10 protein-coding genes and 1 pseudogene are annotated in these 13,616 nt (G+C 72.2%); 8 read left to right on the top strand and 3 right to left on the bottom strand.

Going from position 1 to position 13,616, the window contains the following annotated elements:
* The first annotated feature begins 231 nt into the window (after nucleotides 1-231).
* The 6 genes and pseudogenes from IG84_RS0101755 to IG84_RS0101780 all read left to right on the top strand — a co-directional run bounded on the left by IG84_RS0101755 (nucleotide 232) and on the right by IG84_RS0101780 (nucleotide 7,544).
* The gene (locus IG84_RS0101755) at nucleotides 232-1,128 is read left to right on the top strand and encodes a tryptophan 2,3-dioxygenase family protein (protein ID WP_031050390.1); all 897 of its coding nucleotides are present in this window, start codon (nucleotides 232-234) and stop codon (nucleotides 1,126-1,128) included.
* Nucleotides 1,129-1,188: 60 nt separating this feature from the next.
* Nucleotides 1,189-2,652 carry a kynureninase gene (gene kynU, locus IG84_RS0101760; protein ID WP_078648539.1) on the top strand — a complete coding sequence of 488 codons (1,464 nt, stop codon included), beginning with the start codon at nucleotides 1,189-1,191 and terminating at the stop codon, nucleotides 2,650-2,652.
* Between the two features lie 90 nt (nucleotides 2,653-2,742).
* Nucleotides 2,743-3,633 (top strand): alpha/beta hydrolase family protein, encoded by an 891-nt coding sequence (locus IG84_RS0101765; protein WP_063761728.1) that lies wholly within the window; start codon nucleotides 2,743-2,745, stop codon nucleotides 3,631-3,633.
* Nucleotides 3,634-3,659: 26 nt separating this feature from the next.
* A complete protein-coding gene (locus IG84_RS0101770; RefSeq protein WP_031050399.1) occupies nucleotides 3,660-4,874 on the top strand; it encodes a cytochrome P450 in 1,215 nt (404 codons plus the stop codon).
* A gap of 250 nt (nucleotides 4,875-5,124) precedes the next feature.
* A pseudogene (locus tag IG84_RS0101775) lies at nucleotides 5,125-6,396 on the top strand (sensor histidine kinase); the annotation flags it as partial.
* 491 nt (nucleotides 6,397-6,887) lie between these two features.
* Nucleotides 6,888-7,544: a response regulator gene (locus IG84_RS0101780; RefSeq protein WP_031050404.1), complete on the top strand. Its 657-nt coding sequence runs from the start codon at nucleotides 6,888-6,890 to the stop codon at nucleotides 7,542-7,544.
* A 166-nt stretch (nucleotides 7,545-7,710) separates the two neighbouring features.
* Here the strand turns inward: IG84_RS0101780 and IG84_RS0101785 are convergent, their stop codons facing one another.
* Nucleotides 7,711-9,351, bottom strand: coding sequence for an ABC transporter permease (locus IG84_RS0101785; RefSeq protein WP_031050406.1), 1,641 nt, complete (start codon nucleotides 9,349-9,351; stop codon nucleotides 7,711-7,713).
* Complete coding sequence (locus tag IG84_RS0101790) at nucleotides 9,348-10,340, bottom strand: ABC transporter ATP-binding protein (protein WP_031050408.1); 993 nt, start codon at nucleotides 10,338-10,340, stop codon at nucleotides 9,348-9,350. Before IG84_RS0101790 ends, IG84_RS0101785 begins: the two co-directional genes overlap by 4 nt.
* 124 nt (nucleotides 10,341-10,464) lie before the next feature.
* Between IG84_RS0101790 and IG84_RS0101795 the strand changes: the two genes are divergently transcribed.
* Nucleotides 10,465-10,995, top strand: coding sequence for a GbsR/MarR family transcriptional regulator (locus IG84_RS0101795; protein WP_037798961.1), 531 nt, complete (start codon nucleotides 10,465-10,467; stop codon nucleotides 10,993-10,995).
* Between the two features lie 85 nt (nucleotides 10,996-11,080).
* On the opposite strand, the gene IG84_RS0101800 is transcribed toward IG84_RS0101795, so the two are convergent.
* Entirely contained in the window at nucleotides 11,081-12,022 is a 942-nt protein-coding gene (locus tag IG84_RS0101800; protein ID WP_037798964.1) for a diacylglycerol kinase catalytic domain-containing protein, read from the bottom strand.
* A 298-nt stretch (nucleotides 12,023-12,320) separates the two neighbouring features.
* On the opposite strand from IG84_RS0101800, the gene IG84_RS0101805 reads away from it, so the two are divergent.
* On the top strand, nucleotides 12,321-13,607 hold the full coding sequence (locus tag IG84_RS0101805) for an adenylosuccinate synthase (protein WP_031050418.1): 1,287 nt from the start codon (nucleotides 12,321-12,323) through the stop codon (nucleotides 13,605-13,607).
* Nucleotides 13,608-13,616: the final 9 nt, after the last annotated feature.

Raw genomic sequence — 13,616 nt, forward strand, 5'->3', positions numbered from 1 at the left:
GAAGCCCCCTACCGAGATGACCGCTCAGGGCCGGCCGGCCGACGTGTTCCGGCCGGTCCTGAGCCGTTGGAGGGCCTCCGGGTCGGCCGGGTCGGCCCTTGCCAAACCCCGGGGAGTTGCGGAAGATGCGCAACAGGTCCGGTGAGCCGGGCCTGACGAGGGGACCGGGGCTCCGATGCCGACAGGAAGGGGCGGACCGCTACCCGGAGGCATGCATCACGAGGAGTTCTGATGTCGCACTCGTCATCAGCGTCCCAGGCGTCCCCGTCCCCGGAGCCGGCCCCGCAGCCGGCCCCGAGCTGCCCGTTCGGGCAGGCGGAGGCGGACCCGAACCTGGACTTCAAGGGCACCACGCCGTACGAGGACTATGTACAGGCGGAGCTGCTCACCCACGCCCAGCACCTGCTCTCCGACGACCCCGGAGAGATGGCCTTCCTGGTGACCACCCAGGTCATGGAGCTGTGGTTCACCGTCATCGTCCACGAGTGGCACACCGCCGCGCAGGCCCTGCGCAGCGAGGACCTGCCCACCGCGATGGACGCGCTGCGCCGCTCCACGTACGAGCTGGAGGCCCTGAACGCCGCGTGGAAGCCGCTGGCCCGGCTGACCCCGGCGCAGTTCAACGCCTACCGCGGGGCGCTCGGCGAGGGCTCCGGCTTCCAGTCCGCGATGTACCGGCGGCTGGAGTTCCTGCTCGGCGAGAAGTCCGCGTCGATGCTCGTCCCGCACCGCGGCGCGCCCCGCGAGTACGCCGAGCTGGAGAAGGCGCTGCACGAGCCGAGCCTGTGGGACGAGGTGCTGCGGCTGCTGGACCGCCGGGGGTACGCGATCCCGGTGTCCGTACTGCACCGCGACCCCACGCTCAAGTACGAGCCGCACCCGGCCGTCGAGGCGGCCTGGACGGAGATCTACGTCGGCGATCCGGAGAACGAGCTGGTCAGGCTGGGCGAGGCCCTCACGGACGTCGCCGAACTGGTCTGGCGATGGCGCAACGATCACTTGGTGGCGACCCGCCGCGCGATGGGCGCGAAGATGGGCACGGGCGGTTCGTCCGGCGTGGCCTGGCTGGAGAAGCGGGCCCGCAAAAACGTCTTTCCGGAGCTGTGGACGGCACGCAGCCATGTCTGAGCGGCCCGGCCGAGGCACTCGGCCCCGCCTGAGGGGGCACTCGTGACGGAGCGGCCACTCATGACCGACGAGGAAGCCGGGTCCGAGTGGCTCCTCACGACCGAGCGATGCGGCGCTGTCCGCGCGGAGGGTGACAACGAGGTGCAGCAGAACGAGAGCGCCGGTGCCGGCGTGCCCACCGAGAGAATCGATACTCCTGCCGAGGGCGGCGCGCTGATCGCCCGCACCGTCGCCGCGGCCGCCGTCCGCGACGACCTCGCCGCTCGGGCCGCGCAACTGGACGCCGAGGACCCGCTGCGCGGCAAGCGCGCGGAATTCGTCCTCGACGAGGCGGTCTACCTCGACGGCAACTCCCTCGGCGCGCTGCCGCAGGCGGTCCCCGAGCGGGTCCGCGAGGTCGTCGCCCGCGAGTGGGGCGAGCTGCGCATCCGCTCCTGGTCGGAGTCCGGCTGGTGGACCGCGCCCGAGCGGATCGGTGACCGTATCGCCCCGCTCCTCGGCGCGGCCCCCGGGCAGGTCGTGGTCGGCGACTCCACCAGCATCAACGTCTTCAAGGCGCTGGTCGCTGCCGTACGCATGGCCGACGAGACCGGCCCGGCGGTGGACGGCGTGCCCCGGGACGAGATCCTGGTCGACGCCGCGACCTTCCCGACCGACGGCTACATCGCGCAGTCCGTGGCCCGGCTCACCGGCCGTACGCTGCGCCCCGTGGAGGCGGGCAAGATCCCCGCCGAGGTGTCGGACCGTACCGCCGTCGCGCTGGTCAACCACGTCGACTACCGCTCCGGCCGGCTCAACGACCTGCCCAGGATCACCGCCGCGCTGCACGAAGCGGGCGCGCTCGCCGTCTGGGACCTGTGCCACAGCGCGGGCGCGCTGCCGGTCGGCCTGGACGCGCACGGCGTCGACCTCGCGGTGGGCTGCACGTACAAGTACCTCAACGGCGGCCCCGGCGCGCCCGCGTACCTGTACGTACGCGCCGAGCACCAAGCGCGCTTCGACTCCCCGCTCCCCGGCTGGAACTCGCACGCCGACCCCTTCGGCATGAACCCCGAGTACGTACCGGCGGCGGGCATCGAACGCGCCCGGGTCGGCACCCCGGACATCCTGTCGCTGCTCGCCCTGGAGGCCGCGCTGGAGGTCTGGGAAGGCGTGGCCGTCGAGGACGTACGGGCCAAGAGCCTCGCGCTGAGCGACTTCTTCCTGGAGTGCGTGCGGGCGTACGTGCCGCGCGGCAGGGTGCGGTCGGTGACGCCGGAGCCGCACGACGAGCGCGGCAGCCAGGTCGCGCTGGAGTGCGCGGGCGCCGGCGAGGTGATGGGCGAGCTGATCCGGCACGGCGTGATCGGCGACTTCCGCCACCCCGACGTGCTGCGCTTCGGCTTCACCCCGCTCTACACGTCCTTCGCGGACGCGGAGCGCGCGGCCCGCGTCCTCGCGGAAGTCGTGGCGTACGTACCGGGCGACGGCACGGCCTCGGCGGTCGCCGCGGGGGCGGCGGAACAGGGGCCTACGACGATGTGAGGGCTCCGGCGCGAGGGTCGGTGTCGGCAGGGCGGCGTTGGAGGCCGGCGTGAGGGGGCAGGTGTGGGCGGGGCGGACGAGCGAGGTGGCATGAGCGGGGCGCTGAGCGAGGAAGAGGCGCTGCTGGCGTGCGCGCCCGTACCGCCGGACGGCCGGATCGCGTACGGCGACCACCCCGACCAGGTGGTCGACCTGTACCTGCCGCCGGAGCCGCCGCGCGGCCCGCTGACCGTGCTGCTGCACGGCGGCTTCTGGCGGGTGGCCTACGACCGTACGCACCTCTCACCGCTGGCCGCCGCGCTCGCCCGGGAGGGCCTGCCGGTCGCCCTCGCGGAGTACCGGCGAGCCGGCGGAGGCGGCGGTTTCCCGGAAACGTTCAACGATGTGACGAACGCGGTACGGGCCGCGGCCGCCGATGCCGGCGAACACGCGTCCGTGATCGTCGCCGGGCACTCCGCCGGTGGCCACCTGGCACTCTGGGCGGCCGCCCGGCCGGGTCCGGTCACCGCGGCCGTCGCCATCGCCCCGGTCGCCGACCTCGCCCGCGCCCACGAACTCCGGCTCAGCGACGGCGCGGTGGCGGAGTTCCTGACCGGGGTTCCGCTACCGGCGGCAGCACCCACCGGCACGGCGGAACGTATCGCCGACGGCCACGGCGACGGCATCGCGGCACGTATCGCCGAAGTCGACCCCGTACGGCTGCCACCCCGCGTACCGGTGACGGTGCTGCACGGTACGGACGACTCCGATGTACCGGTCGACCTGTCGCGGCGGTACGTCGCGGCGCACCGGGGCACCGCCGCGCCCACCCTGCATGAGCTCCCCGGCGTCGGGCACTACGCGGCCGTCACCCCGGGCACGGCGGCGTTCGAAGCGCTGGTGGCAGCGCTGCGGGAGGCGTCCCGGGCGGCGTTCGGAACGGCGTCCGGGCAGGCACGGCCAGAGGCGCGATCACCGGAGCAGTCCACCCCTGACGAATGACGGGTGACCGGCGGTACCGTCCCTCCATGCCAGCCGCAGCCGCATTCCACCCCTGGGCGCCCGAGTTCGTCGCCGACCCCTACCCCGGCTTCGCCGAGCTGCGCGCCGCGGGTCGCGTGCACTACTTCCCGCCCAGCAACCAGTGGCTGATACCGCGGCACGCGGACGTCAGCGCGCTCCTGCGGGACCGCCGCCTCGGCCGTACGTATCTGCACCGCTTCTCCCACGAGGAGTTCGGCCGTACGCCGCCCCCGCCCGCGCACGAGCCCTTCCACGTCCTCAACGACAACGGTCTGCTCGACCTCGAGCCGCCGGACCACACCCGCCTGCGCCGCCTGGTGTCGAAGGCGTTCACGCCCCGCACGGTCGAGCAACTGACGCCTGTCATCGGGCACTTGGTGAATGCCATGGTCAGTGACTTCGTCGCGGCGGGCGGCGGCGACCTGCTGACCGCGATCGCCGAGCCCCTGCCCGTCGCGGTCATCGCCGAGATGCTCGGTATTCCGGAGGCCGACCGGCCGCTGCTGCGGCCCTGGTCGGCCGCCATCTGCGGAATGTACGAGCTGAAGCCGGACGAGGAAACGGCCCGCCGCGCAGTGCAGGCGTCCCTCGAATTCTCCGCGTACCTGCGTGAACTGATCGCCGCCCGGCGCACATCACCGGGCGAGGACCTGATCAGCGCCCTGATCGCGGCATACGACGAGGGCGACCGCCTGAACGAACAGGAGATGATCTCCACCTGCGTCCTGCTGCTCAACGCGGGCCACGAGGCGACGGTCAACACCACGGCCAACGGCTGGCTGGCCCTCTTCCGCCACCCCGAGCAACTGGCCGCGCTGCGCGCCGCACCGGACGCGCTGCTGCCGACCGCCGTCGAGGAACTGCTCCGGTACGCCACGCCGCTCCAGCTCTTCGAACGCTGGGTGCTGGATGACATCGAGATCGACGGCACGGTGATCCCGCGCGGCGCCGAGGTCGCCCTCCTCTTCGGCTCGGCCAACCGCGACCCGGCGGTCTTCGACCGGCCGGAGGAGCTGGACCTGTCCCGTACTGACAACCCGCACGTCTCCCTCGGCGCCGGCATCCACTACTGCCTGGGCGCCCCGCTCGCCCGCCTCGAGCTGACCGCCTCCTTCGGAGCCCTGCTCCGCGCCGCCCCCTCCCTCCGCCTCACCACCGACCCGTCCTGGAAGCCGAACTTCGTGATCCGGGGCCTGGAGGAACTCCTGGTGGAGGTCTGAGGAGGCGAGGGCCGGGGGCGGTAGCGGCGCGTGGGTATTGAGAGGAAGCGTGCGACACGGAGTCCTTGAGGTAGTACTTGAGACGGACCCGCACAGATCCCCACTGGGCCGGACGCCACCGCCCGCTCCCGTACCTACCGTGGTAGGCGTGAACGAGACACCTCAGTACGTCAACGGCGCCCGCGGAAAGCAGGGCGCCGCCGGGCGCGCCGAAGCCCCGCCCCACCAGGTGCCGCCTCCCGAAGCCCGTTTGGCGAGCGGTGCGCTGCGCGGTCTGCGCCAGGATCTGTTCACCCACGCCTTCGCCTTTCATCCGATGCTCCCACTGGACGGCGCGAGGGCGGCCGGCTGGGTGCCCTGGCTGCCGCCCCGGATCGGCCGGTGCCTGCGCTGGCTCCCGCACGCGCTCGTCATCGGCTTCGCCGCCTGCGTACTGCTGGCCGTCTCCGCCACGACGGGCGGCTCCGGCCCGTCGTTGCTGCTGCTGGTCTTCGGCGTACTCGTCGCGGGGCCGCCGGCGATGACGCTCGTCCGCCCGGTCGGGGCGTTCTGGGTGTCGCTGCTGGCCGTATGCCTCGGGCTCCTGGCAGGAGACTTCTCCTGGGAGATCGCGTTCGTCACCCACGTCGGAACGATGACGCTGGTCGTCCTGCGTACCCGGCCGCGACTGGCACCGGGGATGTGGGTGGTGACGTTCGCCGTCCTCGCGCCCGGGGTCGCGGTGGTCGGCATCGGTGGTGGGTCGGTGCTGGCGCCGCTGGCGGTCATGAGCGGGATCGTCCTGCTGGCGGCCGCGGCCGTACGCGCCTGGCGCGAGGAGCGGCAGCAGGTCGTGGAGACCCGTACGGTCACCGCTGAGGAGCGGTCGCGGCGCACCCTCCTGGAGGAACGCGCGACCATCGCCCGCGAGCTGCACGATGTCGTCGCGCACCACATGTCGGTGATCGCCATCCAGGCGGAGGCCGCGCCGTACCGTATGCGGGACACGCCGCCCGAGCTGGCCACCGCCTTCTCCACGATCCGCGAGAACGCCGTGGCGGCACTCACCGAACTGCGGCGCATCCTGGGCGTCGTACGCTCCGAGGACCCGGACGCCTTCGCCGGTCCGGAGGCGCCGCAGCCGACCCTCGCCGATCTGGACGCGCTGCTGGAGAGCGTGCGCGGCGCGGGGCTGACCGTCGCGGCGGTGGTGACGGGGGCGGTACGGCCGCTGCCGCAGGGCGTCGAACTGTCGGCGTACCGCATCGTCCAGGAAGCGCTGAGCAACACGCTGCGGCACGCACCGGGCGCGGAGGCACGGGTCGAAGTCGCGTACGTCCTGGGCGGTCTCGGTCTCCGCATCGTCAACGGCCCCCCGAACCGCCTGGCCAAGCCGTCCCCCGGCGCGGGCCACGGCGTCCTCGGCATGCACGAACGCGTCGGCATGCTCAACGGCGACATGACCAACGGCCCCACGCCCGACGGCGGATACGAGGTCACGGTCTTCCTCCCGGCATCAGCCGTGAAAACCCCCGCAACACCGTCGCCAGCCGCGGCCTCAGCCCCGACCACGTCACCGACACCGGCTCCCGCCGCGAAACCGTCCCCGGCCGCGACACCGTCCCCGGTTCGGGCCACAGGCCCGGCCGCGCCTTCGGGTCCGGCCTCGGCGGCGTCACCGACACCGGCCCCGTCCTCGGCTTCAGCCCCGGCCGCGACGCCGTCCCCGGTTCGGGCCTCAGCCCCGGCCGCGCCTGCGGACCCGGCCCCGGCCGTGTCACCGACACCGGCCCCGGCCTCAGTCCCGGCTGCGGACCCAGCCTCGGCCCCGGCCGCGGACCCAGCCCCGGCCCCGGCCGTGTCACCGACACCGGCCCCGGCCTCAGTCCCGGCTGCGGACCCAGCCCCGGCCCCGGCCGCGCCTTCGGCCCCGCCCGCGGGCCCGGATTCATCGTCCCGACCGGACTCCCCCATCTCCCCGGCCTCCCCCATCTCCTCATCCCCCACTTCCCCCTCCCCGGAGAGGCCGCAAGCATGATCAAGGTCCTGATCGTCGACGACCAGGTCATGGTCCGCGAAGGCTTCTCCGTCCTCCTCAATGCGATGCCGGACATCGAGGTCGTGGGCGAGGCGGTGAACGGCCGCGACGCGGTCCACAAGGTCGCCGCCCTGCACCCGGACGTGGTCCTGATGGACATCCGCATGCCGGAGGTCAACGGCCTCGAAGCGACCCGCGAGATCGTCGCCGCCGACGCGGACGCCAAGGTGCTCGTGCTGACCACCTTCGACCTGGACGAGTACGTGTACCAAGCGCTCCGCGTCGGAGCCAGCGGCTTCCTCCTCAAGGACGCCTCCGCCGGCCAGCTCGCCGACGGCGTACGGATCGTGGCAGCCGGCGAAGCGCTGCTCGCACCGGCCATCACCAAGCGGCTGATCTCGGAGTTCTCCCGCCTGGGCGCTCCCCGTCCACCCGCCCAGGAACGCATCGGTGATCTCACCGAACGGGAGACCGAGGTCCTGGTACTGGTCGCCCAGGGCCTCTCCAACGGCGAGATCGCCGCCCACCTCGTCGTGGCCGAATCCACGATCAAGACGCACGTCAGCCGCATCCTGGTGAAGCTCGGCCTCCGAGACCGCACCCAAGCCGCCGTCTTCGCCTACGAAACCCGCCTGGTCACCCCGGGCCTCTGAGATCGTGTACCGGAACCCGGCCGGTACCGCGGAGCCCGGCCGGCGCCGTAACTGTTGTCCACAGCCTGTGGACAACGAATGCATCCTCCCTTGCCTTCCCGCACCCTCTCCCGGACGCTCAGGCGGGCCCCACCCCCGTTTTCGGGCCCGCCCTTGCGTCCCCGCGTCACCCCATGTCCCTCCGCCGCAGTCCCACCAGCCCGACGGCCGTGCTCAGGGCGGCTATCAGCAGGAGCCACAGGAACGGCGTCGCCGTCACCTCGCCGCCCGGAAGCTTCGGCAGATGGCTGAACGGGGAGAGGTCCATCGCCCACTGCGGCAGATCGAGCGCCGGGCCGATCCAGCCGAGGGCCAGGGACGCACCGACCAGCCCCCAAGCCGCCGTGGCCAGCTTCGGAAGGGAGCCGAAGAGGAGGGTGGCGAGCCCGGCGAGCACCCAGATCGCCGGTATCTGCGCCAGTGCCGCACCCACGACGGCCCCGAACCGCCGTCCGTCCAGGTCGCCGACCGCACTCCCGTACCCGACCGCCAGGCCCACTCCGCCGACCGCCATCACCACGACCGAGCCGAGGAAGGCGATCACCAGGTGGCTCGCCGCCCAGCGAAGCCGCCCCACCGCGCCGGCCAGCACCGGCTCGGCCCGCTCGCCGGTCTCCTCGCCGCGCAGCCGCAGCACCGCCCCCGCCGCGTAGACCGCAGCGACCATTCCGAGCATGCCGACCATGGTGGCCAGGAACGTGTCGGTCAACGCCTGGGTGCCGCCCATCCGCTCGAGTATCCGGCGCGTCTGCTCGTTGTCGCCGACCATGTCGGAGGCGCCGTCGGCGATCCCGCCGAACACCCCGCCGGCCACCGCGAACCCGGCGGCCCAGCCCAGCAGCGTCGTACGCTGCAGCCGCCAGGCGAGGCCGAACGCGCCGTTCAGCGACGCCGGCGCACGGGCCGGCCCCGGCCGGGCGGGCAGGAAGCTCATCCCCATGTCGCGCCGCGCGGTCAACGCGTACCCGACACCGCCCGCGACGGCGGCCCCGGCGGCGAACAGCAGCAGCACCCACCAGCGCTCACCGGCGTAGGCCCGCACATGCTGGCACCAGCCGACCGGCGATATCCAGGTCAGCGGCGAGGAGCCGTCGTCGGTCGCGGCGTCGCCCGCCGCCCGCAGAACGAACGCGAGGCCCACGACCGCGCCCGTCAGCCCCTTGGCCAGCCGCGCGCTCTCGGTGAGCTGCGCGGCGATCGTGGCGACGCCCGCGAAGAACATCCCGCACCCACCGATGGCAAGCCCCAGCGCCAGCGAACCCGCGACCGGCTGCCCGGACTTGGCGAGCCCGGCGGCGATGACCAGCGCCAGCGCGGCATTGGCGAGGAACGCGGTCAGCAGTGCGGCACTGATCGGCGCGCGGCGTCCGACCATGGCGGCCGACAGCAGCTCCTGACGCCCCGTCTCCTCCTCTTCTCTCGTGTGCCGTATGACGATCAGCAGGCTCATCACGGCGGCGAGCACCGCGCCGAAGCCGGCCATTCGCCAGGCGACCAGCCCGCCGATCGAGTCGCCGAAGACCGGGCCGTACAGCGCCCGCATCGAGGCGTTGGCGTTCATCGACCGGCCGAGCTCGGCGCGCTCGGCTGCCGTGTCGTACAGCGCTTCCAAGGTTCCGCTGAGGCCGGCCACCGTCAGTCCCAGCAGCAGTACCCACAGGGGGATCATCAGCCGGTCCCGGCGCAGGGCGAGGCGCAGCAGGGCGCCGGTACCGGCCAGGTCGCGGGACCCGCGCCGGCCCGCGGGCGCGGCGGCCACAGCAGTCATCGCGAGGTCACCCCGCCTTCGGCGCCGGAAGGCTCGGCGGCAGCGTTCGCGTCGGCTGCGGCGGGCCGGCCTCCCGCGCCTGTGCCGGCCATGTCGTCCTGGTAGTGCCGCAGGAACAGCTCCTCCAGCGTCGGTGGCGTACTCGTCAGGCTGCGTACGCCGGACTCGGTGAGGGAGCGCAGCACGGCGTCGAGCTTGTCGGTGTCGACCTGGAGCCGGACGCGTCTGTCCTGGACATCGAGGTCATGCACGCCGGGGAGGCGGGACAGTCCGTTGGGCGGGCCGGCCAGCTCGGCGGAGACCGAGGTCCGCGTGAGGTGGCGCAGCTCGGCGAGCGAACCGCTCTCCACGGTCCGGCCCTTGCGGATGATGCTCACGCGGTCGCACAGCGCCTCGACCTCGGAGAGGAGATGGCTGGAGAGCAGCACCGTGCGCCCGCGGTCGCGCTCCTCCATGACGCACTCCTGGAAGACCTCTTCCATCAGCGGGTCCAGGCCGGAGGTCGGCTCGTCGAGGATCAGCAGGTCGACGTCGGAGGCGAAGGCCGCGACCAGGGCGACCTTCTGCCGATTCCCCTTGGAGTACGTGCGCCCCTTCTTCGTGGGGTCGAGCTCGAAGCGCTCCAGCAACTGCGCCCTGCGCGCGCCGTCCAGACCGCCGCGCAGCCTCCCGTACAGATCTATGACCTCGCCGCCGGAGAGATTGCGCCACAGCGTCACGTCCCCGGGCACGTACGCGATGCGGCGGTGCAACTCGACCGCGTCGTGCCACGGGTCCTTGCCCAGCAGGCGCACGGCGCCGCGGTCGGCGCGCAGCAGGCCGAGCAGGACGCGGATGGTGGTGGACTTCCCCGCGCCGTTGGGGCCGAGGAAGCCGTGCACCTCGCCGGGTGCGACGGCGAGGTCGAGACCGTCCAGCGCGCGGGTGCGGCCGAACGACTTGTGCAGATCGGCGATGTGGATCGCCGCGGCTGGGGCGAGTGCTGTCATGATTTTGAACATACGCTACTTTCACAAATTTGTGAAGTTAAGGAAGCGTATAAAATTGGGTGGAGGCGTTGACGAGCCGGGAACGCGCAGGTCGGTCGCAGGAGCAGGGCGAGAGGATGAGCAGATGAGCGAGGAACAGCGGACGGGAACCCGGGACGACGAGGCGGTCGCGCAGTTCGTGGAGCGATTCGCGGCGCAGCTGACGGATGCGGGGATGCAGCGGATGCCCGCGCGGGTCTTCTCCTGCCTGCTCGCCTCCGACTCCGGCGTGCTCACCTCCGCCGAGATCAGCGAGCGGCTGCAGATCAGCCCGGCCGCCGTCTCCGGCGCGATCCGCTATCTCTCGCAGGTCGGCATGGTCGGCCGGGAACGCGAGCCGGGGTCCCGGCGCGACCGGTACCGGGTGCACAGTGATCAGTGGTACGAAGCGCTGACCCGCAAGGACAGCAGCATGACCCGCTTCGAGACCGCGCTGCGCGACGGCCTGGAGAGCCTCGGCGAGGGCTCACCGGCCGGCCGCCGGGTCGGCGAGACGCTCGCGTTCTTCGAGTTCATGCAGCAGGAGCTGAACGTGATGATGGAGCGCTGGCGCGCGCACCGGGACGAACTGCGCGCTCAGCAGGAAAACGATGCCGAGGGCCGGCTCCGGCGGTGATCCGCCGGCCGCGTCGGCGCGCCCGGTACGCCGCGTCGACGCTCGCCGGAAGTCCTGGGTATCGCCTCACGGAGCGTGAGATGCGTCACCTACGGGGCAGTGTCAGCCGCCACGCGGCCGGCTGGACCGTCCACGTCCGCGTCCTGACCGGCCCGCCGATCACCGCGTCCGCCCGGTAGCGAAAATCCGGCCCGGACACCGTCACGGCCCGCGCCCGTACGCGCACCGGCGCCTCCGTGGCCTGCCACTGCACGATCACCTCGGCCAGTCCTTCGTGCTCCTGTGCGGGGTACGCCGCCCCGTCTCCCGGTGCCGCGCCCTCCGCCGCCGTGCACCCCACGGGCACGACCGACACCCGGTGCACCGGCCGGTCCAGGTCCGCCAGTACGACGCCGTCCGCCTCCACACGCAGCCGCGGCGGCATCCGGCCGTCGCGCCGTCCGCCGCCCGGAACGGGCGCCGTGAGCAGCGACAGGGCCGCTCTCGCGGTCCGGGCGGCCGGGGCCCACCAGGGGCGCTGCGCGGGCACAGCCGGCTCCTCAGTGGCCATACGGGCGGGCTGTGCGGGCTGCTCGGCCGGATCGCCGCCGGGGATGCGCAGGCCGCCCAGCACGATTCCGTCGCTGTCGTCGGCGAGCAGGTCCAGAACGCGCTCCTGGCCGTCCAGGACGGCGCGCGCGGCGGTCACGGTGTCCGTGGGGACGCCCAGCGCCCGGCTCAGCGCGATGGCGGTCGGCACCCCGACGGGCACCATCGAGAGGGGCACGCGAGGCAGCTCGCGCTCCTTGTGGAGCAGCTCGACGGCGCGCAACAGGGCGCGGTCGTCGCCGATCACCACGGGGCGGCGTTGCCCCCTTCGGGCGAGCACCCGGGCGAATTCCGCGGGGTCGTCCGGAAAGCAGATCTTCGTGGTCGCGGCCGCGCACAGGACGTCTTTGGCGATACGCACGGACTCGCCGTCCACACGGCGGGCGACCGGGTCGATGACCACGAGCAGGGAGCGCCCGGCAAGGTCTGGAGCCGACACCTCGGTCCTTCCTAGGGCTTGCGTTCTCTCGGGGAACGGACTCGGACGGGACGGGGGACAAAACAGTCGTAGCGGCCACCGCGGGCCCCCGTACCCCGGCGGTGGCCGGGCGCCCGGGACTGTCCTGTTCGTCGCCCGAGAGAAATATTCGGTAATCTCTCGGTGCAAGAGCCCCTGTCGTTGTTGCGCCAGGGGCTTCGTCTATCCGGGGCACCGGTCGACGGCTCGCGCGGCGGCTGCACCACGCAGTGAGCCGCTCGCACGTTGGACATGCCCCGCCCGGAAGGGGTGTACGCCTGTGCCCGCACTTGTGCTGCTCGGTGCTCAGTGGGGTGACGAGGGCAAGGGAAAGGCCACCGACCTGCTCGGTGGATCCGTTGACTATGTAGTGCGCTACCAGGGCGGCAACAATGCCGGCCACACGGTCGTCGTGGGCGACCAGAAGTACGCACTGCACCTGCTCCCTTCCGGGATCCTCTCGCCGGGATGTACCCCGGTCATCGGTAACGGTGTCGTCGTCGACCCGGCGGTCCTGCTCTCCGAGCTGAGCGGACTGAACGAGCGCGGCGTCGACACGTCCAAGCTGCTGGTCAGCGGTAACGCCCACCTGATCACGCCGTACAACATCACCGTCGACAAGGTGACCGAGCGCTTCCTCGGCAAGCGGAAGATCGGCACCACGGGGCGCGGCATCGGCCCGACCTACGCCGACAAGATCAACCGCACCGGCATCCGTGTGCAGGACTTGTTCGACGAGTCGATCCTGCTCCAGAAGGTCGAGGCGGCCCTCGACTTCAAGAACCAGGTGCTGGCCAAGCTCTACAACCACCGCGCGGTGGTCGCCGAGCAGGTCGTCGAGGAGATGCTCGGCTACGCGGACCAGATCAAGGGCTACGTGGCGGACACCACGCTGATCCTCAATGACGCCATCGACGAGGGCAAGGTCGTCCTCTTCGAGGGCGGCCAGGGCACCCTCCTGGACGTCGACCACGGCACGTACCCCTTCGTCACCTCCTCGAACCCGACCGCCGGCGGTGCCTGCACCGGTGCGGGCGTCGGCCCGACGAAGATCAACCGGGTCATCGGCATCCTGAAGGCGTACACCACGCGTGTCGGCGCCGGCCCGTTCCCGACCGAGCTGTTCGACAAGGACGGCGAGGCGCTGCGCACCATTGGTGGCGAGCGCGGTGTGACCACCGGCCGCGACCGCCGCTGCGGCTGGTTCGACGCGGTCATCGCGCGCTACGCGACCCGCGTCAACGGCCTCACCGACTTCTTCCTGACCAAGCTCGACGTGCTCACCGGCTGGGAGCAGATCCCGGTCTGCGTCGCCTACGAGGTCGACGGCAAGCGGGTCGAGGAGCTGCCGCACAACCAGAGCGACTTCCACCACGCGAAGCCGGTCTACGAGATGCTGCCGGGCTGGTCCGAGGACATCACCAAGGCCAAGACCTTCGCCGAGCTCCCGAAGAACGCCCAGGCGTACGTGAAGGCGCTCGAGGACATGTCGGGCGCGCCCATCTCCGCGATCGGCGTCGGCCCGGGCCGCGACGAGACGATCCAGATCAACTCGTTCCTGGACTGAGGCGTGCGT

Origin of the sequence: Streptomyces ochraceiscleroticus (genome assembly GCF_000720485.1) — a bacterium.
Lineage (GTDB): Bacteria > Actinomycetota > Actinomycetes > Streptomycetales > Streptomycetaceae > Streptomyces > Streptomyces ochraceiscleroticus.

What these genes read in the sequence shown, in the direction of transcription:
- IG84_RS0101795 (WP_037798961.1), top strand. Translation starts at nt 10,465, where the DNA reads ATGAGCGAGGAACAGCGGACGGGAACCCGGGACGACGAGGCGGTCGCG.
- IG84_RS0101790 (WP_031050408.1), bottom strand. Translation starts at nt 10,340, where the DNA reads ATGACAGCACTCGCCCCAGCCGCGGCGATCCACATCGCCGATCTGCAC.
- IG84_RS0101755 (WP_031050390.1), top strand. Translation starts at nt 232, where the DNA reads ATGTCGCACTCGTCATCAGCGTCCCAGGCGTCCCCGTCCCCGGAGCCG.
- IG84_RS0101765 (WP_063761728.1), top strand. Translation starts at nt 2,743, where the DNA reads ATGAGCGGGGCGCTGAGCGAGGAAGAGGCGCTGCTGGCGTGCGCGCCC.
- IG84_RS0101785 (WP_031050406.1), bottom strand. Translation starts at nt 9,351, where the DNA reads ATGACTGCTGTGGCCGCCGCGCCCGCGGGCCGGCGCGGGTCCCGCGAC.
- IG84_RS0101770 (WP_031050399.1), top strand. Translation starts at nt 3,660, where the DNA reads ATGCCAGCCGCAGCCGCATTCCACCCCTGGGCGCCCGAGTTCGTCGCC.
- kynU (WP_078648539.1), top strand. Translation starts at nt 1,189, where the DNA reads ATGACCGACGAGGAAGCCGGGTCCGAGTGGCTCCTCACGACCGAGCGA.
- IG84_RS0101780 (WP_031050404.1), top strand. Translation starts at nt 6,888, where the DNA reads ATGATCAAGGTCCTGATCGTCGACGACCAGGTCATGGTCCGCGAAGGC.